Raw genomic sequence first — 21,216 nt, forward strand, 5'->3', positions numbered from 1 at the left:
AGGCCGGCGCCGGGGGGGAGGGGCCCCGGCCGGGGGTGCCCCCGCGGGCGGGGCCGGGGGGGGGGTCCGCGGGGGGCGCCGGGTGGGCTCGGGGCGCCGGGGGGGGCGGGGGCCTCGGGTTGGGCCCCCGCCACCACCGTGACCTGGTAGTACGCAGCCCTGAACCCGGCAGTACAGCCCTGACGCCGACCCGGCAGAGCGAGGTGCACCCGCAAGGTGTTCTATTACGTCCTGAAATATGTCGTGCTGGGGCCCGTACTGCGGCTGCTGTTCCGGCCCCGGATCGAGGGCTTGGAGAACATTCCTACGGGCGGCGCGGCGATCGTCGCGGGCAACCACCTCTCCTTCTCCGACCATTTCCTGATGCCGGCCATCATCAAGCGCCGCATCACCTTCCTGGCGAAGGCCGAATACTTCACGGGCCCGGGGATCAAGGGCCGGCTCACCGCGGCCTTCTTCCGCAGCGCGGGCCAGATCCCGGTGGACCGGTCCGGCAAGGACGCCGGGCAGGCGGCCATCCGCGAGGGGCTCGGTGTGCTGGGCAAGGGCGAGCTGCTGGGGATCTACCCGGAGGGCACCCGCTCGCACGACGGCCGCCTCTACAAGGGCAAGGTCGGGGTCGCGGTGATGGCGATCACCGCCCAGGCTCCGGTGATTCCCTGCGCCATGGTCGGCACCTTCGAGATCCAGCCGCCCGGCCAGGTCGTGCCGAAGATCAAACGGGTCGCGATCCGCTTCGGCGAACCGCTCGACTTCTCCCGCTACGCGGGCATGGAGAACCAGAAAGCGGCGATCCGGGCCGTGACGGACGAGATCATGTACGCGATCCTCGAACTCTCCGGCCAGGAGTACGTGGACGAGTACGCGGCCAAGGTGAAGGCGGCCGAGCAGGAGGCCGCGCCGCCGAGGAAGTTCCCGGGGCTCCGACGCTGAGCGCGAATACGCCACCGGCAGAGCGCCCTCGCCCCCGGCGGGTCCGCTCCCCTAGCGTCGGGTCATGAGTAGAGGACACGCGTGGGTGCTGGGTGCGACGGGCCAGATCGGGCGGGCCGCGGTGCGGGCGCTCGCCGCGGACGGCTGGGAGGTCACCGCGGCCTCGCGCGGCGGCGGCCGGGACGAGGGTTGGGACGCCGGGGTCCGGGCGGTGGGGCTCGACCGGGACGAGGAGGGGGCGCTCGGCCGGGCGCTGGGCGACGGCTGTGACGTGCTGGTCGACATGGTGGCGTTCGACGGCGCGCACGCCCGGCAGCTGACGGGGCTGGCCGGCCGGATCGGGTCGGCCGTCGTGATCTCCAGCGGGGCGGTGTACGAGGACGACCGGGGCCGCAGCTTCGACACACAGGCTTCGATCGACGGCTTCCCCCGCTATCCGGTGCCGCTGCCGGAGACCTGGCGCACGGTGGCACCGGGTGACGCCTCGTACGCGACGCGGAAGATCCTGCTGGAGCGGGAGCTGCTGGCGGCGGGCGAGGAGCTGCCGGTGACGCTGTTGCGCGCGGGCGCGGTCCACGGCCCGTACTGCCGCACACCGCGCGAGCTGTACGTGGTGAAGCGGCTGCTCGACGGACGGCGGCGCCGGGTGTTCGCGTACGGCGGGGAGAGCCGCTTCCATCCGGTGCATGTGTCCAACGCGGCGGAGCTGATCCGGCTCGCCGCCGGGAATCCGGGCTCCCGCGTGCTGAACGCGGCGGACCCCGAGGCCCCCACGGTCGCGGAGATCGCATCGGCGATCGACGGTGTGCTGGGGCGGGAGACGGAGACGGTGCTGATCGACGGCGCTTCCCCGGAGGGGCATGTCGGGGTGACACCGTGGAGCGGCGCCCACCCCGTGGTCTACGACATGGGGGCCGCCGAGGAACAGCTCGGCTACCGCCCGGTTACCGGGTACGTCGAGTCGCTGCCGGAGACGGTCGAGTGGCTCGCCGGGCAGCTGGCGGAGCGCGACTGGCGCGAGGCGTTCCCGAAGATGCTCAAGAACTACGGCGCATGGCTCTTCGACTACGCGGCGGAGGACGTCTGGCTGGAGGCGCACGACCGGGGACGGCGCTGAGCGGTCCCCGGTCGGGCGCCTCCTGGGTGATCCAGGCTTCGGCGCGGCGTGCGGAGCGCTGATGAGGTTCGCCGAGCGGACTCCGTCGGCCGGGCCGCCTTCAACCCGTGTCACGGTCCGCCTTCAGCCCGTCCAGCAGCTCGCGCATCGCCTCGTCCAGGATCCCGCGCAGCAGGCGGGCGTCGGCGGCCACGGCGGTCACCAGGACGGCGGGGCCGGCCAGTGGGGTCAGGGCGGCGGTGGGTCCGAGGAGGCGTGCGGGGAGCGGGGCGTCCTCGAAGGCGGGGTCGACGAGGAGCAGCTGGCCGACGGCCCGGTGGCCACCGAGGACGGCGGGGCCGTCCCAGCCGCCGGGAGCGTCGGGCCCGTAGGCCAGTTGCTGGTCCAGGAGCGGGCGGCCCGCGCGGTGGACGGTGAGCCGGGTGGTGAGCGCGCCGGTGGGCTCGCCGTGGCGGCCGAGGATCTGTTCCTCGCGCAGCAGCAGGCGGGCGGTGGGGGCGAGTCGGACCCGGGTGGTCTGGTGGAGGTCGCTGCCGTGGGCGGAGACGAGCTGTTCGGGGAGCCAGTGCAGCACGGCCCCCTCCCCCGCGGACAGGTCCACCCCGTACGTGGACGGGCCGGTGTCCGCCCGTGGGCCCGGGAGGGCCACGGTGGCCGCCGCCGAGTCCACGGTGAGCCGCGCCCCGTCCGCGATGTCCGCCCCGATCGCCAGCCGGTCGCCGTTGAGCGGGGCGCTCATCGCGCCGACGACGGTGACCCGGGCGTACGCGGCCAGCGGCGAGCGGGTGCGACGCAGGGCGAGCGGCCCGTCGCTGACCAGGACGGGCAGGGCGGTCCCGCCGCGCCCGTCTGGCTCGGCGCGCAGCCGGGCCGTCGCGCGGACGCTCACGCGGCCCAGGCGGCGAGCTGTGCCCGCACCCAGTCGGCGACCGGGCCGACGCCTTCGGTCGAGGTCAGCGAGGTGAAGGCGACGGGGAGTTCGCCGCGCTGCTTCTCGGCGTCGAGGGCCATCTGCTCCAGGTCGGAGCCGACGTAGGGGGCGAGGTCCGTCTTGTTGATGACCAGGAGGTCGGCGGTGGTGACGCCGGGGCCGCCCTTGCGCGGGATGTCGTCGCCGCCCGCGACGTCGATGACGAAGATCTGCGCGTCGACCAGCCCCTTGGAGAAGGTGGCGGTGAGATTGTCGCCGCCGGACTCGACGAGGATCAGGTCGAGCGGGCCGACCGCGTCCTCCAGGTCCTCGACGGCTTCGAGGTTGGCGGAGATGTCGTCGCGGATCGCGGTGTGCGGGCAGGCGCCGGTCTCGACGGCCTGGATCCGCTCGGGCGGCAGGACCGCGTTGCGCAGCAGGAAGGCGGCGTCCTCCTGGGTGTAGATGTCGTTGGTGACGACGGCGATGGACAGCCGGTCGCGCAGTTCGCGGCAGAGGGCGGCGACGGTGGCCGTCTTGCCGGAGCCGACGGGACCGCCGAGGCCGATGCGCAGGGCGCGCCGGGTGCCGTCGGGGCGGGTGGCGTCGGCGCTGACGGCGCCGGGGCCGTCGTGGGAGTGGCCGAGGTGCATGGGGGCTCCAGTGGGTGACGATTACGAGGCGAAGAGGCGGACCGGCCAGGCGGCGTGCGCCTCGGCGGTGATGTCGAGGAGCGGCGCCGAGGCGGCGGGCAGGGCGTCGATGCCCTGCCGGGCGGCCTCGGCGGCCTGTTCGGCGACCCGGTCCAGCTCGGGGGCGAGCCGGGCTAGTACGGCGGTGGCATGGAAGGGGTCGAGGGAGAGGAGCCGGACGACGGCGGTGGCGGGCCCGCTGACGGTCTCGTACGCGACCCAGTGGGCGGCGTCCACAGGGGCCAGCCCCGCCGACCGTGCGGTGAGCCCGAGGACGACCGGCTGGTGGGCGCCGCGCGGCCGGGCCGCCGCGAGCGCGTCCAGTTCGGGGCCCGGCCAGGTGGCGCGGGCCGCCCGCATCAGCTGCCGGCCCAGCTTCCGGGCGGTGGCCCGCAGGGCGGGCGAGGGCGTACGGGCGTCGGCGGCCTCGTCGAGGGCGAGCGGATCGAGGCCGTGGGCCGCCGCCGCGGCGAGGGCGGCGGCGGTGAGGCCCGTGGTGTGCAGGCGGCCCCGGCAGAAGTCGGCGAGGGAGTCGGCGTCGAGGACGCGTCCCTCGGCGACGGCCGGTTCGGCGCCGCCGGAGTGGGCGTGCCCTCCGGCGGGGAACCGGCCGTCGGCGAGGACGAGGAGTGCGGCGCGTGACATGGCGGGTCCGCTCAGAAGAGGAAGTAGCGCTGGGCCATGGGCAGTTCCGCCGCCGGCGCCGGCTCGACCGGATCTCCGTCGATCGTGACGGCGAAGCTGTCGGGGTCGACGTGGACCTGCGGCACGGCGTCGTTCTCCCGCATGTCCGCCTTGGTGACGCCCCGGGTACTGGTGATCGGCACGAACCGCTTGTGCAGGGCGAGGCGTTCGGGCAGCCCGTCCTCGATCGCGGCGGCGGAGACGAAGTTGAACGAGCTGTGGGCGGCCGCGCGTCCCAGGGCGCCGAACATCGGCCGCGGCAGGACCGGCTGGGGCGTCGGGATGGAGGCGTTGGCGTCGCCCATCTGCGCGTACGCGATCTGGCCGCCCTTGATGACGGTCTGCGGCTTCACGCCGAAGAACGCCGGGTCCCAGAGGACGAGGTCGGCGAGCTTGCCGGTCTCCACGGAGCCGATCTCCCGGTCCAGTCCCTGCGCGACGGCGGGGTTGATGGTGTATTTGGCGACATAGCGACGGACTCGGTGGTTGTCGGCCCGCCCGTCCCCGGGCAGGGCTCCGCGACGCTTCTTCATGACGTGGGCGGTCTGCCAGGTCCGCAGGACCACCTCGCCGATCCGCCCCATGGCCTGGGAGTCCGAGGAGATGATCGAGATGGCCCCGAGGTCGTGCAGGATGTCCTCGGCCGCGATGGTGGAGGGCCGGATCCGGGACTCCGCGAAGGCGAGGTCCTCGGGGACGGCGGGGTTGAGGTGGTGACAGACCATCAGCATGTCGAGGTGTTCCTCGATGGTGTTGACGGTGTGCGGCCGGGTGGGGTTGGTCGAGCTGGGCAGGACGTACGGCTCGGAGACCACGCTGATGATGTCGGGCGCGTGTCCGCCGCCCGCCCCCTCCGTGTGGTACGCGTGGATCGTCCGGCCGGCGATGGCGGCGAGAGTGTCGGCGACGAACCCGGCCTCGTTGAGGGTGTCCGTGTGGATGGCGAGCTGCGCGCCCGTCCGCTCGCAGACGGTGAGGCAGGCGTCGATGACGGCGGGCGTGGCACCCCAGTCCTCGTGGATCTTGAATCCCAGTGCGCCGCCGCGCAGTTGGGAGTGCATGGCCTCCCGCGACATCGTGTTGCCCTTGCCCAGCAGCCCGATGTTGACCGGGAAGGTCTCCAGCGCCTCGAACATCCGGGCCAGGTGCCAGGGCCCCGGGGTGACGGTGGTGGCCTTGCTCCCCTCGGCGGGGCCGGTGCCGCCGCCGACGAGGGTGGTGATGCCGCTGGAGAGCGCCTGGTCGACGAGGGTCGGCGAGATGAAGTGGACGTGGGCGTCGACCGCTCCGGCCGTGAGCAGCTTCCCGTTGCCCGCGATGATCTCGGTCTCCGGGCCGATCACCACGTCGGGGTGGACGCCGTCCATGGTGTCCGGGTTCCCGGCCTTGCCGATGCCGGTGATCCGGCCGTCCCGGATGCCGATGTCGGCCTTGACGATGCCCCAGTGGTCGATGACGACGGCCCCGGTGATGACGGTGTCGGGCGCGCCCTCCGCGCGGGTGGTGCGGGCCTGGCCCATCGACTCCCGGATCACCTTGCCGCCGCCGAACACCGCCTCGTCGCCCGCGCGTCCGGGGCCACCCGAGCGGTCCTCCTCGATCTCGACGAGCAGATCCGTGTCGGCGAGCCGGATCCGGTCGCCGGTGGTGGGTCCGAACAGGTCGGCGTAGACGGCTCTCTCGAGGTCAGGCATCGAGGGCTCCTCCGGTTTCGCCGCGCAGGCCGGGGACGACGCGGCGGCCGGCGAGGGGGACGAGTTCGACCTCGACGGGGATGCCGGGCTCGAAGCGGACCGCCGTGCCGGCGGCGATGTTCAGCCGCAGCCCGTGGGCGGCGGCGCGGTCGAGGCGCAGCCCGGGGTTGGCCTCGGCGAAGTGGTAGTGGGAGCCGACCTGGACGGGACGGTCGGCGGCGTTGAGGACGGTGAGGCGGGTGACGGTCCGCCCCTCGTTGAGGGGGATGTCCCCCTCCCCGTACAGGATCTCTCCGGGAATCATCGGCGCGGCCCCGTCAGACGATCGGGTCGTGGACGGTGACGAGCTTCGTGCCGTCCGGGAAGGTGGCCTCGACCTGGACGTCGTGGAGCATCTCGGGGATGCCTTCCATGACCTCGTCCCGGGTGAGCAACTTACGCCCGGAGGACATGAGTTCGGCGACGGTGCGGCCGTCCCGGGCGCCTTCCAGCAGATGCGCGGTGATCAGGGCGACGGCCTCGGGGTGATTGAGCCGCAGCCCGCGTGTCCGGCGCTTCTCGGCCACGTCGGCGGCCACATGGATGAGCAGACGCTCCTGCTCGTGCGGGGTCAGTTGCACGCTTCCACCTCATCGTCTTCCGTCCGGCTCCGGCTCCGGACGCAGCGGGACCCTATCCCCGTTCAACAGTTCGTTGAACGGGGAACGGCCCCCTCGCGACCAGGCATTGCACGTTAGGGCGGAAGTTTTTCCATTGCGTTAACTGATCTTTTGCGGGTTCATGGACATCAACCCGCACAACCCGTTCTCCAGCACTTCGGGGCGCACGTCCCCGAAGAGCGCCTCCTGCACGATGAAGCCCTGCGCCGTCGCGATCAGCGTGCGCGCCACATCGTCGCCGGGCACATCGCTCGCCAGGATCCCGGCGGAACGGTAGGCGTCGACGAGCTTCGTCCAGGCGACGCGCATGGTGGCGTAGCCGTCGTCGAGCAGCGCGGCGAGCCGTTCGTCGCGCAGCGTCTCGGACCAGAGCTGGACGACGAGCGCGGCGAAGGCCCTGCGTTCCAGCCCGTGCACCTCCCCCGCGAGCACCCCGCCGAGCACCCGGCCCAGCAGTGCGTCCGGAGTGGGCGGCGGCGTCATGCGGGAGGCCTCCTCGAAGGCGCCGCGGATGACGGCGAAGGTCTCCTCGGTGATGGCCGCGATGATGTCCTCCTTGCCGGGGAAGTAGCGGTAGACCGCCCCGGCGGACAGACCCGCCTCCTTGAGGACGTCCTGCATGGACGTGCCGTGGAATCCGTTGCGGGCGAAGCAGCGCGCCGCACCGTCGAGGATCTGACGGCGACGGGCGTCGAGGTGTTCCTGGGATACGCGAGCCATGGTGTCAATCTAAAACGAACATTCCTTCTTGACAATCCCGCACGGCGCGCCGACAGTGGGAACGAGACGTAAAACGAACGATCCTTCTCTTGGAATTCTCTGTCGCCGCACGAATCGAGGCCCCTCATGTCCACCGCACCCAACCGCCGCGCGGTGGCGGTGATCCTGCTGATCCCCCTGATGGTGACGCTCACCCTGTGGGCCTTCGCCTGGCCCGCCGCCCGGATCGCCCCGCACGGCCTCCCGGTCGGGGTCGCGGGCCCGGCACCGGCGGCCCAGCAGCTGGAACAGCGCTTCGGGCAGCGTGACGGCGCGTTCGACGTGCACCGCTTCGACGACGAGGCCGCCGCCCGCACCGCGATCGAGGACCGGGTCGTATACGGAGCCGTCGTCGTCACCCCGCAGGGGCCGCACCTGCTCACCGCCTCGGCGGCGAGCCCCGTCGCCTCCCAGCTGCTGCGCGAGGCCGTGACGGCGTCCGCGCCCGAGGGCGCGCCGGTCCGGGTCACCGATGTGGTCGCCGCGCCGCCCGGGGACCCGCGCGGCAGCGCACTCGGCGCGAGCGTCCTGCCGCTGGCCCTCGCGGGCATGGCGGCCGGAGCGGTCGTCACCCTGATGGGACTGCGCGGGGCGCGGGGCGCGGTGACCCTCGTCGGGTCGGCCTCGATGGTGGGCCTCGTCGCCACCTCCGTGGCACACAGCTGGCTCGGCGTGGTCACGGGCGGCTGGTGGGCGGAGGCGGGAGTGATCGCGCTCACCGTGCTGGCCATCGGTTCGGCGGTGGCCGGACTCGCCGCCCTGTTCGGGCCGCGCGGCATCGGACTCGGCGCGCTGCTGATGGTCCTGCTGGGCAACCCCTTCTCCGGCGTCACCAGTGCACCGGAGTTGCTGCCCGAGCCCGTGGGCGCGATCGGCCAGTGGCTCCCGCCGGGCGCGGGCGGTTCACTGCTCCGCTCGGTCGCCTTCTTCGACGGGAGCGCGGCGGGCGGCGCCGTCCTGACGCTCTCGCTGTGGTCGCTGTTCGGCCTGGCGGCGGTGCTGTTCGCCCGCCGGGCGCCGACAGTGGCGGAGCCGGCCGAACCCGACCGGGAGCCGGCCCTGACCGGCTGAGCACCGGAACCACCCCGGCCGAGCCGGGCGCCCCTCCCGCCGGAGGGGCGCCCGGCTTCGTGCTGCCCCGGGGACAGCCGCGGTCTCAGGCGTCCCGACCGTCGCGGGGGCGGTGCTCGGCGGCGATGCCGAACCTGCGCCGTTCGCCCTGAGCGGATGGCGCGGAGCCGATCGAGGAGACCGAGCTGATCACCTGCTCCTCGGCGGCGGACTCATCCTCTTCGAGTCGTTGCAGGTCAGCGGCGGAAACCAGGGCGATGAGCGGCTTGCCGTGCCGCGTCACCACCACGCGTTCACCGCCGTAGACAACGCGGTTGATCAGTTCGGCGAGCTCCGCCCGTGCTTGCGTCACCGGAATCTCGTAGGCCATAGTCCCCATCATAACCTTCTGTACGTCCTGTACATTTTTTACGGACGGGCAGACGGATGGTCAGCTCCAGGAGAGAGGCACGCCATGATCCGCCCCGCCGCCCGCTACGTACTGCCGGAGTTCACCGAGCGCACCGCGACCGGAACCCGGACGCTGGACCCGTACTCCAAGCTGTTGTCCGAGCGGATCGTCTTCCTCGGGAGCCCGATCGACGACATCGCCGCGAGCGATCTCATCGCCCAGTTCATGTATCTGGAGCACGCCGATCCCGACCGGCCCCTGTCGCTCTACATCAACTCCCCCGGCGGCACGTTCCAGGCGATGGCGGCGGTCTACGACACGATGCGATTCCTGACCTGCGAGGTGGAGACCTTCTGCCTGGGACAGGCGGGCTCCTACGCCGCGGCCCTGCTGGCCGCCGGGGCGAAGGGGCGCCGACATGCGCTGCCGGGCGCGCGGGTAGTCATTCAGCAGCCCGCGATGGAGGAGCCGATGCGGGGCCAGCCGTCCGACCTGGAGATTCACGCGCGCGAACTGGTGCGCACCCGCGAGATGTTCGCGGCCATGCTGGTCCGGGACACGGGCCGGACCGCGGAGCAGATCACCGCCGACATCGAGCGCGACACCATCCTCGACGCCGAGGCCGCCCTCGCCCACGGGCTGGTCGACCACGTCGTGGAGAGCCGCTGACTCTCCCGGTCGCCGTACGACGCGAGGTGAAACGCCGATGGAGCCACCCGATTTCCCACCGCTGCCCGCACTGACCCGGGCCGAGGGCGAGTTCGTCGACTGCTATCTGGCCGTGCTCGACCAGGTGGGCCGGATCAATCCGGCCCATGGCAGCGACACCTACAGCGCACTGCGGGCCGCCCAGGCCCTGGCCTCCCGGGCGGCGGCCCTGCGCGAAGCCCTGGCCCTGATGCACGAGCGCGGCGAGTCGCGGATCCACGCCGCCACCCTGGCGCGGGCCCTGCGCGTCCTGGACGGGGAGCGCAGGGCGGGCCGGGTCGCGATGCCGCCGCCCGTGAACTGACCGGCCCCGCGCACGGGGAGCGCCATACGGGAGCGGACCGGTCGGAGCCGCGCACGACACGCCCGGTCCCGGGACCGATTCGCCTCGCTCGTTCGGCGTAGGCGATCACCCGCACGAGCGACGGCTCAACTTGCGTTCGACGCACGGTCCGTACTCGAAAAGCACCCTTTCGTCGCTGGTACGAGGGTGTGCGCCCGGCTCGCGGGCGAGCGCGAATCCGACCTGTCCACCCGAATGGATCAGTGGTGAGGAGACTCACAAACCGCTGTTTCAGCTCGGAAATCCGGCACCGGGTGAGTCAAGATCCCTGGGACGACAAGCCCCCGCCACCGCGGCGGGGCGGTCCGGGCGGACGCCGAGTCCTGCCGCCGCCCGGATGACTGGTCGACAGGAGTGGATCGGCAGGAGTGGAGGACCCGAGCACAACGGGCCGACCGGGAGACCGGGAAGCCCTCGGGGTGAAGCCGCGTCAGCGGCCGGGCGACTTCGCCAGCCCGAACCCGACAGGTCATCCTTCACAGGCGGCTGACGAAGGGTTGCGCATGTCTGCGCAGGTTCATGTCCCGTCTCTGTTCGCCCGGGTCGGCACGGCCTCGGTACTCACCCTGGCCGTGACGTCCTCGATGCTGGCGCCCGGTCTGGTGAACGACGCCGAGGCCGCCACCCACTCGACGAAGGCGCTGAAGGTCGCCGCGTCGAAGAAGGGGGCTCCCTACAAGTACGGAGCGGCCGGTCCCAGCCGCTTCGACTGTTCGGGGCTGACGGTCTATTCGTTCAAGAAGGCCGGCAAGAAGCTTCCCCGCACGGCACAGCAGCAGTACAACAAGACCCGTCACATCGGGAAGTCGCAGCGCAAACGCGGTGACCTCGTCTTCTTCCATTCGGGGCGCAGCGTCTACCACGTGGGCATCTACGCCGGGGCCGGGAAGATCTGGCACTCCCCCAAATCGGGGGACGTGGTGAGACTGGCCAAGATCTGGTCCAAGAGCGTCTGGTACGGACGGGTCCGCTGACCCGCCGACCGGACGCTCTTCCCGTGCGGACGGCCCCGCCCGTCCCCGGGGCCGCCCGCGGCGCGCTCAGCGCAGCAGCGGGCCGGTGACCAGCGCCAGTCCCAGACCGGTGAGCGCCACCCCGCTGCCGCCCTCGATGGCGCGGGCGGTACGCGGGCGGCGCAGCCACCGGCCCAGCCGGTCCACGAGCAGGGCGACGGCCGGGAACCAGATCAGCGCCAGCACCACCACCAGGGCCGCGAGCAGCAGGGTCCTGGGCAGCGGCGGCTGACCGTGGGGCACGAACTGCGGCAGCAGGCTGAGGAAGAGGACCGGGGCCTTCGGGTTGAGCGCGTTGGTCAGGAACCCCTGGCGCAGCGCGCGTCCGAGCTCCCTGGGCGCGGGCCGCTCCGGCTCGCCCTCCCTCGTACCGGAGGGTGAGCCGGAGCTGTCCTGCGGGGGCCGGCGGCGGATCGCGTACAGCGCGCTGATCCCGAGGTAGAGCACGTACGCGCCGCCGAGCAGCTGGACGGTGCGGAAGAGCACCGGCATGGTCACCAGCACCGCGGCGAGTCCGGCGACCGCGAGCGCGGTGTGCACCAGCAGCCCTCCGGCGACGCCGAGCGCGGTGGCCAGGCCCGCGGTGCGCGAGGCCAGGGCGTTGCGTACGACGACGGTGAAGTCGGCGCCGGGCAGCGCGACCATCCCGGCGGCGACCCCGGTGAAGGCGATCAGTTGTGCGTCCATGGGTCCACCTTGGACCGGCGGAGCCATTAGCGTGTACTTGCAATCTTCTGGGTCTGCCTAAAGGAACGCTTCATGTACGACCCGACACGGCTCGCGGCGCTCGTGGCGGTCGCGGAGGCCGGATCGATCACCCGGGCCGCCGCCCGCCTGGGCTACACCGCGCCCGCGCTCTCCCAGCAGCTGGCCAAACTGGAGCGGGAGACCGGGGCGGTGCTGCTGGTGCGCCACCACCGTGGGGCGCGGCTGACGGCGGCGGGCGAGCTGCTGGCGGGCCGGGCCCGGCGGGTCCTGGACGAGCTGGACCAGGCGCGGCACGAGCTGGCGCGACTGGCCGGGCTCTCGGGCGGCAGGCTGCGCGTGGGGACGTTCACGACGGCCGGGATCCATCTGCTGCCGCCGGTCCTGAGCGCGTTCCGGCGGGCCCATCCGGAGGTCGAGCTGGCCGTCGCCGACTACGAACCGCCCGGCGGGATCGCGGCAGTGGTCGCGGGCGAGGTGGACCTCGCCCTGACCCACGCGTACGAACCGGCGGCGGCCGAGCCCCCGTCGGCGGGCGTCCTGGTCGAACCCCTGCTGGTCGAGGAGCTGGTGCTGGTCACCTCGGTGGGCCATCGGCTCTCCGAGGGCACCGGGCGGCTGCCGGTCGGCGAGCTGGCGGGGCGGCCGCTGATCAGCAGCGCGCCCTCCCATCCGCCCCGGCGCGGGGTCGAGAACGCGCTCGCCGAGGCCGGGGCGACGCCCGCCGTGGTCTGCGAGTCGCCCGGCTACGCGTTGGTGTGCGCGCTGGTCAGCGCGGGGCTCGGGGTGGCGGTGGTACCGGAGATGGTCGCCTCGATGGCGGCGGCCCCGCTGTCGGTCCGGCGGCTGGAGCCCGCTTCGTTCCGCCGGACCATCTCGGTCGTGCACCGGGGCGACCGGTCGACCGCCGCGGCGGCGACGCTGCTCGCGCTGTTGCGCGGCGGTTTCGGCCGCGGGAGCACGGTCCCGGCGCGGTGAGCTTCACCGCGGGGTCAGCCCTGGGCCGGGACGGCCCAGGGGAGGGCGATCCAGACCGTCTTGCCGCCCTCGGCGGTCGGGGTCACCTGGACCCGCCCACCGCGCTCCTTGGCCAGCGCCCGGATGATGACCATGCCGCGGCCGTTGTCCTGTCGTACGGCGGCGGGCAGCCGCTGGGGCCAGCGGGGGTGACTGTCCGTGACGCCGAGATACAGTTCCTCGTCGCGTTCGAGGCGCAGGTCCACGGTGAAGGTGGGCGACTGGCCGAACGTGTGCTGGACGGCGTTGGTGGCCAGCTCCGAGACGATCAGCCGGATGGTGTCGGCGAAGTCCGTGTCGTCGGGCAGGCCCCACTGGGCCAAGGTCCTGGCGACATGTCTGCGGGCCGATGAGACCGAGACCGGATCGGTCGGCAGCGTGACGGTTGCTTCCTGATGGTCTGCCATGGCGACGCCGTCCCTTTCCCGCCCTGGCCGACCGGCGGCCGGCCAGGATTGTGCTTCGCGCCAGATTGCCATTGATGCAGCTCCCTGTAACGGCGTTCGGCCAAGATATGCATATATCTGTCGCTCGAAGCGGTGAATTCGGGACCCGTACGGCGTGGACGGACGGCACACTGACCCCTCTGCGGGTCGGCTCCGGTGACGGACCGGCCCTTCGCGACAGCAGAAGGAGACCGGCATGCTGCACGGCCCCGTCGTCCGACGCCGCAAGCTCGGTGAGGAGCTGCGGAGTCTGCGCCACGCCTCCGGGCTGACCAGCCGGGACGCGGCGCGGCTGCTCGGCTGGCACCAGTCGAAGGTGAGCCGCATCGAGACGGGCGCGAGCGGGGTGACGCCCGCCGACGTCTCACGGCTTCTGGACGTCTACGCGGTGCGCGACACCCAGCTGCGTTCCCTGCTCGAAGTCCTCGCGGGGTCGGCGGGCGGCGGCGGTTCGGGCTGGTGGCACGCCTACCGGGGGCTGATCCCGCCGCAGTACCGCGATTTCATCAGCCTGGAGTCGCAGGCCAGTACGGTCCGGACGCTGGAGACCTCGGTGGTGCCGGGACTGCTCCAGACCGCGGGATACGCACGGGCCGTGACCCGCGCCTCGCTGGACGGGTTACCGACGGGCAGGCTCGACTCCCTGGTCGAGGTCCGGCTGACCCGCCAGCGGGTGCTGCGCGCGAGCCCTCCGCTGCGCTTCACCGCCGTGCTGGACGAGGCGGTGCTCCACCGTGAGGTGGGTGGGCCGGAGGTGATGAGGGACCAGCTGCACCACCTGACTCAGGTTGCTCAACTACCGCATGTGCAACTGCAGTTGCTGCCGTTCTCGGTCGGTGGACACGTCGGACTCACGGGCCCTTTCGTTATCTTCTCCTTTCCGAACATTTCTGATCTGGATGTGGTCGTTCTTGACCACTTGACGAGTAGCCTCTATCTGGAACGGAAAGAAGACCTTGACGCGTACAGCTCGGCCTTCCGTTCCTTGCAGGCGCACGCGCTGTCACCAGAACGCTCGCTGGACCTCATCACCGAGATCAGACGCAGCTAAGGGGCCGCCATGTCAGACCGTCCCGCACTGTCCGCCGCACCGCCGTCGTCCACAGCGCCGCCCGCGCCGCGGTGGCGGCGCAGCAGCCGCTCGACCGGGATGAACAACTGCGTGGAGACCGCCCTGTTGGGCGGCGCGCTCCTCGGCGTACGCGATTCCAAGGACGTGCACCGGCCTCCGCTGCGCTTCTCGGCAGCGGCCTGGAGCACGTTCGTGGACGGGCTCGGCCCGCACGGAGCCGAGCCACCGCGCTTCAACTGACCGGAGCGTCCGCCTGCCGGGGAGCGGTGGCGAGGACCGTGGCCACCGCGGTCGTGATCTGCTCCTCGGTCAGGTCGGCCCGCGCGGTCAGCCGCAGCCGCGAGACGCCGTCCGGTACCGACGGCGGGCGGAAGCAGCCCACCGCCATCCCGGCCGCGCGGCAGTCGGCCGCCCAGCGCACCGCCGCGTCCGCCGAGGGCGCCCGGACGGAGACGACGGCCGCGTCGGGCCGGACCGCCCTCAGCCCGGCGGCGGTGAGCCTGCCGTACAGCGAGATGGCCGCCTCCCGGGCGCGGGAAGCCCGTTCGGGCTCCCGGCGCAGCACCCCGAGGGCGCCGAGCGCGCCGCCGGCCGCCGCCGGGGCGAGTCCGGTGTCGAAGATGAACGTACGGGCCGTGTTGACCAGGTGGTCGATGACCCGGGCGGGCCCCAGGACCGCTCCGCCCTGGCTGCCCAGCGACTTCGACAACGTGAGCGTGGCCACGATCCCGTCGCCGCCCGCCAGCCCGGCCGCGGCGAGCGCGCCGCGACCGCCGTCGCCCAGCACGCCGAGGCCGTGGGCGTCGTCCACCAGCAGGGCGGCGTTGCCGGAGCGGCAGACTTCGGCCAGGGCGGAAAGCGGGGCGGCGTCGCCGTCGACGGAGAACACCGAGTCGGTGACCGCGAGGACCCGCCCGTCGTGCGCCCGCAGGGCCTTCTCGAACGCCTCCGGGTCGGCGTGGGGCACGACGGCGGTCTCGGCGCGGGAGAGCCGACAGCCATCCACGATCGAGGCGTGGTTGCCCGCGTCGGAGACGATGAGGGAGCCGCGCCCGGTCAGCGCGGTCAGCGCGGCGAGATTGGCCGCGTATCCGGAGGAGAGCACGAGGGCAGCCTCGAAACCGCAGAACGCGGCGAGCTCCTGTTCCAGCCGGGCGTGCAGGGCGGTGGAGCCGGTGACCAGGCGGGACCCCGTCGCCCCCGCCCCCCACCGACGGGCGGCGCCGACGGCGGCGGCGATGACCTCCGGGTGCCGGGTGAGGCCCAGGTAGTCGTTGCTCGCGAGGTCCAGCAGCTCCGGCTCGGAGCCGCGCGGACGCAGGGTCCGTACGAGTCCGGCGGCGGCCCGGCTGCGGGCCTCGGCGTCGATCCAGTCGAACGGGGCGAAGGACATGGGGCGGTCCCTTGGGTAGGCGGGCCCTCGGCGGGCGGCTCCGCGCGGACGGTCCGGTGCGGACGGTCCCTTTGTAGGCAGCCAACAGACCCTAACCGGGTGCGCAGCAGGTCAGGGTGTGGCAATACACACACCCTCGCCCGGGTCTCCTGTCTGGTTCCTCCTTGGCTGGAGGCGGTGCCGTACGCCAGGATCATCTTTCATGGACCTGCTGAACACGCTGGTGGACAAGGGGCTGCGGCGCGAACTGCCGACCCGCGAAGAAGCGCTCGCCGTACTGGCGACCTCCGACGACGAGCTGCTCGACGTGGTGGCGGCCGCCGGGAAGGTGCGCCGTCAGTGGTTCGGGCGGCGCGTCAAGCTCAACTATCTGGTCAACCTGAAGTCGGGGCTCTGCCCCGAGGACTGCTCCTACTGCTCGCAGCGGCTCGGTTCGAAGGCCGGGATCCTCAAGTACACCTGGCTGAAGCCGGACGAGGCGTCCAAGGCCGCCGCCGCCGGAGTGGCGGGCGGCGCCAAGCGGGTCTGCCTGGTCGCGAGCGGGCGCGGTCCGACGGACCGGGACGTCGACCGGGTCTCGAAGACCATCGAGGCGATCAAGGAGGAGAACGAGGGCGTCGAGGTGTGCGCCTGCCTCGGCCTCCTCTCCGACGGGCAGGCCGACCGGCTGCGTTCGGCGGGCGCCGACGCGTACAACCACAACCTCAACACGTCCGAGGAGACGTACGGGGCGATCACCACCACCCACACGTACGCGGACCGGGTGGAGACCGTGCAGCAGGCCCAGGCCGCCGGGCTCTCGGCGTGCTCCGGGCTGATCGCCGGGATGGGCGAGAGCGACAAGGACCTGGTCGACGTCGTGTTCGCGCTGCGGGACCTGGACCCGGACTCGGTGCCGGTGAACTTCCTGATCCCGTTCGAGGGGACGCCGCTCGCCAAGGAGTGGAACCTCACCCCGCAGCGCTGCCTGCGCATTCTGGCGATGGTCCGTTTCGTCTGCCCCGATGTCGAGGTGCGGCTCGCGGGGGGCCGTGAGGTGCACCTGCGCTCGATGCAGCCGCTGGCGCTCCACCTGGTCAACTCCATCTTCCTGGGCGACTACCTGACGAGTGAGGGCCAGGCCGGCCAGACCGACCTGGACATGATCGCGGACGCCGGTTTCGAGGTGGAGGGCGCGGGCACGACGACGCTGCCGCGCCACCGGGCCGACGCCCTGAGCGGCGGCTGCGGCACGCAGGACGCCACGGCGGAGCCCGGCTGCGGATCGCACGGGACCGCCGGAGCCGCGGGCTGCGGTTCCCACCAAGGCGGCGGTGGCTGCGGACCGTGCGGCGGCCACGGTGAGCGGGAGCGGCAGCCGGCGGGCGGCGTCGGGAGCACCGGGGAGGGCGTGCCGGCCTCGCGCACGGACGCGGCCGGAGCGGCGCGCACGGATCTGGTGGCCGTCCGCCGCCGCGGCGCGGGAACGGATCTCGCGCCCAATGCCTGAGCCGTACGCCCCCGCACTCCCCGTGTCCGCCGCGCCGAAGCCCTACGCACCGGACGAACTGCGGGCCCTGGACCGGGCGCACGTCTGGCATCCGTACGGTCCGATGCCCGGCCGCCAGGAGCCGCTGATCGTGGAGTCGGCCTCCGGCGTACGGCTACGGCTCGCCGAACCCGCCGAGGGGCGGCACGAGTTGGTGGACGGCATGTCCTCCTGGTGGTCGGCGGTGCACGGTTACAACCACCCGGTCCTCAACGAGGCCGCGCGCGGCCAGCTGGACCGGATGAGCCATGTGATGTTCGGCGGACTCACCCATGAGCCCGCCGTGCGGCTGGCGACCCGGCTGGTGGAGATCACCCCCGGACCGCTCCAGCACGTCTTCCTCGCCGACTCGGGGTCCGTCTCGGTGGAGGTCGCGGTCAAGATGTGCCTCCAGTACTGGCGTTCGGCCGGGCGTCCGGCCAAACGGCGGCTGCTGACCTGGCGCGGGGGGTACCACGGGGACACCTGGCAGCCGATGTCGGTGTGCGACCCGGAGGGCGGGATGCACGAGCTGTGGTCGGGGGCCCTGCCCCGCCAGGTCTTCGCCGACGCCCCGCCGGACGGATTCGACGCGGAGCCGGACGCCGCCTACGTGACGCATCTGCGGGAGCTGATCGCCGAGCACGCCGACGAGCTCGCGGCGGTCATCGTGGAGCCGGTGGTGCAGGGGGCCGGCGGGATGCGGTTCCACTCCCCCGCCTATCTGCGGGTGCTGCGCGAGGCCTGCGACGAGCACGACGTCCTGCTGGTCCTCGACGAGATCGCGACGGGATTCGGGCGTACGGGCAAGCTGTTCGCCGCCGGGCACGCCGGGATCTCGCCGGACGTCATGTGCGTCGGCAAGGCCCTGACCGGCGGTTATCTCACGATGGCGGCGACGCTGTGCACCACCCGGGTGGCCGAGGGCATCTCCAGCGGCGAGGTGCCGGTGCTGGCGCACGGCCCGACGTTCATGGGCAATCCGCTGGCCGCGTCGGTGGCCTCCGCCTCCGTGGACCTGCTGCTGGGACAGGACTGGGAGGGCGAGGTGGCGCGGATCGGCGCGGGCCTGCGCTCCGGGCTCGCTCCCGCCGCGGACCTCGCCGGGGTGGTGGACGTACGCGTCCTGGGGGCGATCGGGGTCGTCCAGCTCGACCGCGAGGTGGACATGGCGGCGGCGACCCGCGCGGCCGTGCGCGAGGGCGTCTGGCTGCGGCCGTTCCGCGATCTCGTCTACACGATGCCGCCGTACGTCACGGGGGACGAGGACGTGGCGCGGATCTGCCGGGCCGTGTGCGCGGCGGCGCGGGAGGGCTGAGTCGATATGTCGATGATTCTGGTGGTGTCCGGTACGGGCACGGAGATCGGCAAGACCGTGGTGACCGCCGCGGTGGCGGCCACCGCGCGGGGCCGCCGGGTCGCGGTGCTCAAGCCCGCGCAGACCGGGCTCGCCCCCGGGGAGCCGGGCGACGCGGCGGAGGTCGCGCGCCTGGCGGGGAGCCAGGTGACGGCGGTCGAACTGGCCCGCTTTCCGGAGCCGTTGGCTCCGGCGACGGCCGCCCGGCGGGCGGGGCTCGTGCCCGTGCGGCCGTTCGAGGTCGCCGAGGCCGCGGAGAAGTTGGCCACCGAGCACGACCTCGTCCTGGTGGAGGGTGCGGGCGGTCTGCTCGTGCGGTTCGACGACGAGGGCGGCACCCTCGCGGACGCGGCCCGTCTGCTGTCCGCGCCGGTGCTGCTGGTGGCCCCCGCGGGCCTGGGCACGCTGAACGCCACCGCGCTGACGGCCGAGGCGCTGCGGAACCGGGGGCTGGGCTGCCGGGGCGTCGTGATCGGCAGCATGCCGGCGGAGCCGGACCTCGCGTCCCGCTGCAACATCGAGGACCTGCCGGTGGCGGCCGGTGCGCCGCTGCTCGGCGCGGTGCCGGCCGGCGCGGGTTCACTGTCGGGCGCCGCCTTCGCGGCACGCGCGCCGGGCTGGCTGGCTCCGGAGCTCGGCGGGACCTGGGCGGTCGCGCGCTGACGGGGCGCGCCGGGGGCGTCCGGGCGGTCCTGGGGGATCCCCGTCCGGACGGTCCGCGAGGATTCCCGGCGGGGCGATCCGGGGGAGAATCGTGGAGGAACGTCACGTCCGCTCCTCAAGGGTCACGACCACTCCTCGACGGAGGTCCGTCATGCAGCCGCGCAGCAGGAAGCTCCCCCGGGACGCCGTGCACCACCCGGTCTTCGCCCGCTTCTACGCACGGGTGAGCGTAACCGCCGACCTGAAGGGCGGCATCGCCGCCTACCGCGAGGAGCTTCTGTCGGGGCTCTCCGGCCGGGTCATCGAGATCGGCGCGGGAAACGGGCTGAACTTCGCCCACTACCCCGGGGCCGTCTCGGAGGTCGTGGCGCTGGAGCCGGAACGCTCACTGCGGCAGCTCGCCGCCCGCTCCGCCCTGCGCGCGGAGGTGCCGGTGGACGTGGTGCCGGGGGCGGCCGAGGCGTTGCCGGTCAAGAGCGAGGCCTTCGACGGGGCGGTGGCGTCCCTGGTCCTGTGCACCGTACGGGATCTGCCCCGGGCGCTCGCAGAGATCAGCCGGGTCCTGCGGCCGGGCGGCGAGCTGCGGTTCTTCGAGCACGGGTCGGCGTCGGGCCGGGCGCTGGCCACGGTGCAGCGGGTGGCCGACCGGACCCTGTGGCCGTTGCTCTTCGGCGGCTGTCACACGGCCCGGGACCCGCTGGCCGCGATCGAGGCGGCGGGCTTCGAGATGGGCACGTACCGCAGGCTGCGGATTCCGGAGAGGGGCCTCCAGGTGCCCTCCTCCCCCTGCGTCCTCGGCGTGGCCCGCAAGCCGTTCACCGAGGGCTGAGGCTGCGGGCTGGGGGCTGCGGGGCGTCTCCCCCGGTCTGTCGTGGCCAGTTCCGCCCGGCCTCACACGCTCCACTGCCGCAGCTCGTCGGCGATGGCGCGCACGTCCGCCTTGCCCTGCTTCACCAGCAGCGCCAGATCGCGGACCTGCTCGGGCGAGGTGATGACCTTGAGCCCGGAGGCGACGAGGTAGCCGTACGCGACGGCCGAGGCGAACATCGCGTTGGAGCGTTCGAGTGCGGGCACGTGCAGCAGCAGCTGCAACAGGGCGGCCGCCCGCGTGTGCGGGTCGCTGTAGACGGCGCTGCCGAAGATCTCCGCGTCATGCCGTGCGACGGCGGCGACGAGCGCCCCCCAGTCGACGACCTGCGGGTCTCCGGGCGTCTTGTGCTCGGCGACCATCAGCAACCAGGAAAGGTCGATCCGAAGATTCAACGGGTGCCTTCGCGCTCCGGGCCGAACTCCTCGGCGAACACCGACTCGTACTGCTTCATGAAGTCGGCCGCGGCCTCGACGAAGGTGTGTCCCACCTCACCCGCGTCCTGCTGGACGAGTTCCTCTATGTAGCGGTTCACGCTCATCCCCCTCTGGAGCGCGCGCTGCCGCGCGGCCTCGGCGGTGGCCTCGTCCACTCGAACGTTCAGCTGAGTCTTGGGCACCCGACCACGCTAGCGCGGCCGTGCTAGCACCGGCAAGAGGAGTGCGGGGCCCCGGGGGGCGGGGCCCCGCGCCCGGACTGTGGAACGCGATCGACGCCCGTCACCGCGGATGGTGGGATGGCCGTCATGAACGATCTTTCGATACGGTCCGCGACCCCGGCCGACCTGGACGAGGTCCTCGCCTTCTGGAAGGTGGCCGCCGAGGGCACCAGCATCAGCGACGACGGTGACGGAATCGCACGCCTGGTGGAACGCGACCCGGACGCCTTGATGCTGGCGGAGCGGGAGGGGGCGTTGGTGGGCACGGTCGTCGTGGGCTTCGACGGCTGGCGCTGCCATCTCTACCGGCTCGCGGTCCACCCGGACCAGCGGCGCCGGGGCGTGGGCGGCGCCCTCCTGGCGGCGGCCGAGGAACGGTTCGTCGCGCTGGGCGGGCGGCGCGCCGACGCCATGGTCCTGGACCGCAACACGTCGGCCCACCACGCCTGGCGCGCGGCGGGTTACGAGCCCCAGCCGCAGTGGAGCCGCTGGGTGAAGCACCTGACCGGCTGAGCGGTACGGCGGGGACCGGCCGCGATACGGCATGCTCCGGCGC

The 21,216-nt window shown here is 72.9% G+C and carries 27 protein-coding genes and 1 riboswitch; of the genes, 14 read left to right on the top strand and 13 right to left on the bottom strand.

The features are described from left to right. Positions 1-216 precede the first annotated feature (216 nt). Positions 217-933 (top strand): lysophospholipid acyltransferase family protein, encoded by a 717-nt coding sequence (locus ACIRJT_RS32825; protein WP_403916501.1) that lies wholly within the window; start codon positions 217-219, stop codon positions 931-933. Positions 934-997: 64 nt separating this feature from the next. Further along, positions 998-2,050, top strand: coding sequence for an NAD-dependent epimerase/dehydratase family protein (locus ACIRJT_RS32830; protein ID WP_403916503.1), 1,053 nt, complete (start codon positions 998-1,000; stop codon positions 2,048-2,050). A 100-nt stretch (positions 2,051-2,150) separates the two neighbouring features. On the opposite strand, the gene ACIRJT_RS32835 is transcribed toward ACIRJT_RS32830, so the two are convergent. The 7 genes from ACIRJT_RS32835 to ACIRJT_RS32865 all read right to left on the bottom strand — a co-directional run bounded on the left by ACIRJT_RS32835 (position 2,151) and on the right by ACIRJT_RS32865 (position 7,409). Further along, positions 2,151-2,939, bottom strand: a complete 789-nt coding sequence (locus ACIRJT_RS32835) for an urease accessory protein UreD (protein ID WP_403916506.1) — start codon at positions 2,937-2,939, stop codon at positions 2,151-2,153. Further along, a complete protein-coding gene (gene ureG, locus ACIRJT_RS32840) occupies positions 2,936-3,613 on the bottom strand; it encodes an urease accessory protein UreG (protein WP_403916509.1) in 678 nt (225 codons plus the stop codon). The genes ACIRJT_RS32835 and ureG overlap by 4 nt, the downstream gene beginning before the upstream one ends. Positions 3,614-3,634: 21 nt before the next feature. Beyond that, positions 3,635-4,297 (bottom strand): urease accessory protein UreF, encoded by a 663-nt coding sequence (locus tag ACIRJT_RS32845; RefSeq protein WP_403916512.1) that lies wholly within the window; start codon positions 4,295-4,297, stop codon positions 3,635-3,637. 11 nt (positions 4,298-4,308) lie between these two features. Next, positions 4,309-6,030: an urease subunit alpha gene (locus ACIRJT_RS32850; protein WP_403916515.1), complete on the bottom strand. Its 1,722-nt coding sequence runs from the start codon at positions 6,028-6,030 to the stop codon at positions 4,309-4,311. Then, a complete protein-coding gene (locus tag ACIRJT_RS32855; protein ID WP_403916518.1) occupies positions 6,023-6,334 on the bottom strand; it encodes an urease subunit beta in 312 nt (103 codons plus the stop codon). The genes ACIRJT_RS32850 and ACIRJT_RS32855 overlap by 8 nt, the downstream gene beginning before the upstream one ends. A gap of 13 nt (positions 6,335-6,347) precedes the next feature. Next, positions 6,348-6,650: an urease subunit gamma gene (locus ACIRJT_RS32860; protein ID WP_403916521.1), complete on the bottom strand. Its 303-nt coding sequence runs from the start codon at positions 6,648-6,650 to the stop codon at positions 6,348-6,350. 138 nt (positions 6,651-6,788) lie between these two features. Next, positions 6,789-7,409: a TetR/AcrR family transcriptional regulator gene (locus tag ACIRJT_RS32865; RefSeq protein WP_403916524.1), complete on the bottom strand. Its 621-nt coding sequence runs from the start codon at positions 7,407-7,409 to the stop codon at positions 6,789-6,791. 126 nt (positions 7,410-7,535) lie between these two features. Here ACIRJT_RS32865 and ACIRJT_RS32870 point away from each other — a divergent pair, with 126 nt between their 5' ends. Further along, a complete protein-coding gene (locus tag ACIRJT_RS32870) occupies positions 7,536-8,519 on the top strand; it encodes an ABC transporter permease (RefSeq protein WP_403916527.1) in 984 nt (327 codons plus the stop codon). Between the two features lie 85 nt (positions 8,520-8,604). Here ACIRJT_RS32870 and ACIRJT_RS32875 read toward each other — a convergent pair whose 3' ends face one another. Continuing rightward, positions 8,605-8,889, bottom strand: a complete 285-nt coding sequence (locus ACIRJT_RS32875) for a type II toxin-antitoxin system Phd/YefM family antitoxin (RefSeq protein WP_069753014.1) — start codon at positions 8,887-8,889, stop codon at positions 8,605-8,607. An 84-nt stretch (positions 8,890-8,973) separates the two neighbouring features. Between ACIRJT_RS32875 and ACIRJT_RS32880 the strand changes: the two genes are divergently transcribed. From ACIRJT_RS32880 to ACIRJT_RS32890, 3 genes are all read left to right on the top strand, one after another. After that, on the top strand, positions 8,974-9,579 hold the full coding sequence (locus ACIRJT_RS32880; RefSeq protein ID WP_403916531.1) for an ATP-dependent Clp protease proteolytic subunit: 606 nt from the start codon (positions 8,974-8,976) through the stop codon (positions 9,577-9,579). 37 nt (positions 9,580-9,616) lie between these two features. After that, positions 9,617-9,922, top strand: a complete 306-nt coding sequence (locus ACIRJT_RS32885; RefSeq protein WP_403916533.1) for a hypothetical protein — start codon at positions 9,617-9,619, stop codon at positions 9,920-9,922. Between the two features lie 353 nt (positions 9,923-10,275). Continuing rightward, a riboswitch (cyclic di-AMP (ydaO/yuaA leader) is annotated at positions 10,276-10,461 on the top strand. A gap of 3 nt (positions 10,462-10,464) precedes the next feature. After that, positions 10,465-10,935: a C40 family peptidase gene (locus ACIRJT_RS32890; protein WP_403916536.1), complete on the top strand. Its 471-nt coding sequence runs from the start codon at positions 10,465-10,467 to the stop codon at positions 10,933-10,935. Positions 10,936-11,001: 66 nt separating this feature from the next. On the opposite strand, the gene ACIRJT_RS32895 is transcribed toward ACIRJT_RS32890, so the two are convergent. Continuing rightward, the gene (locus tag ACIRJT_RS32895) at positions 11,002-11,661 is read right to left on the bottom strand and encodes a LysE family translocator (protein WP_403916539.1); all 660 of its coding nucleotides are present in this window, start codon (positions 11,659-11,661) and stop codon (positions 11,002-11,004) included. A 72-nt stretch (positions 11,662-11,733) separates the two neighbouring features. Here ACIRJT_RS32895 and ACIRJT_RS32900 point away from each other — a divergent pair, with 72 nt between their 5' ends. After that, a complete protein-coding gene (locus tag ACIRJT_RS32900; protein ID WP_403916542.1) occupies positions 11,734-12,657 on the top strand; it encodes a LysR family transcriptional regulator in 924 nt (307 codons plus the stop codon). Between the two features lie 14 nt (positions 12,658-12,671). Here the strand turns inward: ACIRJT_RS32900 and ACIRJT_RS32905 are convergent, their stop codons facing one another. After that, positions 12,672-13,103: an ATP-binding protein gene (locus ACIRJT_RS32905; protein WP_403916545.1), complete on the bottom strand. Its 432-nt coding sequence runs from the start codon at positions 13,101-13,103 to the stop codon at positions 12,672-12,674. A 235-nt stretch (positions 13,104-13,338) separates the two neighbouring features. On the opposite strand from ACIRJT_RS32905, the gene ACIRJT_RS32910 reads away from it, so the two are divergent. Next, positions 13,339-14,193 carry a helix-turn-helix domain-containing protein gene (locus tag ACIRJT_RS32910; RefSeq protein WP_403916548.1) on the top strand — a complete coding sequence of 285 codons (855 nt, stop codon included), beginning with the start codon at positions 13,339-13,341 and terminating at the stop codon, positions 14,191-14,193. Positions 14,194-14,202: 9 nt separating this feature from the next. Continuing rightward, positions 14,203-14,454: a DUF397 domain-containing protein gene (locus tag ACIRJT_RS32915; protein ID WP_403916550.1), complete on the top strand. Its 252-nt coding sequence runs from the start codon at positions 14,203-14,205 to the stop codon at positions 14,452-14,454. Here ACIRJT_RS32915 and ACIRJT_RS32920 read toward each other — a convergent pair. Continuing rightward, positions 14,447-15,607: an 8-amino-7-oxononanoate synthase gene (locus ACIRJT_RS32920; RefSeq protein ID WP_403916553.1), complete on the bottom strand. Its 1,161-nt coding sequence runs from the start codon at positions 15,605-15,607 to the stop codon at positions 14,447-14,449. The two genes, ACIRJT_RS32915 and ACIRJT_RS32920, sit on opposite strands and share 8 nt — an antisense overlap. A 202-nt stretch (positions 15,608-15,809) precedes the next feature. On the opposite strand from ACIRJT_RS32920, the gene bioB reads away from it, so the two are divergent. The 4 genes from bioB (at position 15,810) to ACIRJT_RS32940 (ending at position 19,963) form a co-directional block, all read left to right on the top strand. Then, positions 15,810-17,096 carry a biotin synthase BioB gene (bioB, locus tag ACIRJT_RS32925; protein ID WP_403916556.1) on the top strand — a complete coding sequence of 429 codons (1,287 nt, stop codon included), beginning with the start codon at positions 15,810-15,812 and terminating at the stop codon, positions 17,094-17,096. After that, a complete protein-coding gene (locus ACIRJT_RS32930; protein ID WP_403916559.1) occupies positions 17,089-18,432 on the top strand; it encodes an adenosylmethionine--8-amino-7-oxononanoate transaminase in 1,344 nt (447 codons plus the stop codon). The genes bioB and ACIRJT_RS32930 overlap by 8 nt, the downstream gene beginning before the upstream one ends. 6 nt (positions 18,433-18,438) lie before the next feature. Continuing rightward, positions 18,439-19,134 (top strand): dethiobiotin synthase, encoded by a 696-nt coding sequence (gene bioD, locus ACIRJT_RS32935; protein WP_403916562.1) that lies wholly within the window; start codon positions 18,439-18,441, stop codon positions 19,132-19,134. 151 nt (positions 19,135-19,285) lie between these two features. Further along, positions 19,286-19,963: a class I SAM-dependent methyltransferase gene (locus tag ACIRJT_RS32940; RefSeq protein ID WP_403916565.1), complete on the top strand. Its 678-nt coding sequence runs from the start codon at positions 19,286-19,288 to the stop codon at positions 19,961-19,963. 62 nt (positions 19,964-20,025) lie between these two features. On the opposite strand, the gene ACIRJT_RS32945 is transcribed toward ACIRJT_RS32940, so the two are convergent. Next, positions 20,026-20,397 (bottom strand): fic family toxin-antitoxin system, toxin component, encoded by a 372-nt coding sequence (locus ACIRJT_RS32945; RefSeq protein ID WP_398361448.1) that lies wholly within the window; start codon positions 20,395-20,397, stop codon positions 20,026-20,028. After that, positions 20,394-20,621, bottom strand: coding sequence for a hypothetical protein (locus ACIRJT_RS32950; protein ID WP_010062312.1), 228 nt, complete (start codon positions 20,619-20,621; stop codon positions 20,394-20,396). The genes ACIRJT_RS32945 and ACIRJT_RS32950 overlap by 4 nt, the downstream gene beginning before the upstream one ends. Positions 20,622-20,738: 117 nt before the next feature. Here ACIRJT_RS32950 and ACIRJT_RS32955 point away from each other — a divergent pair, with 117 nt between their 5' ends. Further along, on the top strand, positions 20,739-21,173 hold the full coding sequence (locus tag ACIRJT_RS32955) for a GNAT family N-acetyltransferase (RefSeq protein ID WP_403916568.1): 435 nt from the start codon (positions 20,739-20,741) through the stop codon (positions 21,171-21,173). Positions 21,174-21,216 lie beyond the last annotated feature (43 nt).

Origin of the sequence: Streptomyces sp. NPDC102283, from assembly GCF_044766265.1 — a bacterium.
In the GTDB taxonomy this organism is placed as follows: domain Bacteria; phylum Actinomycetota; class Actinomycetes; order Streptomycetales; family Streptomycetaceae; genus Streptomyces.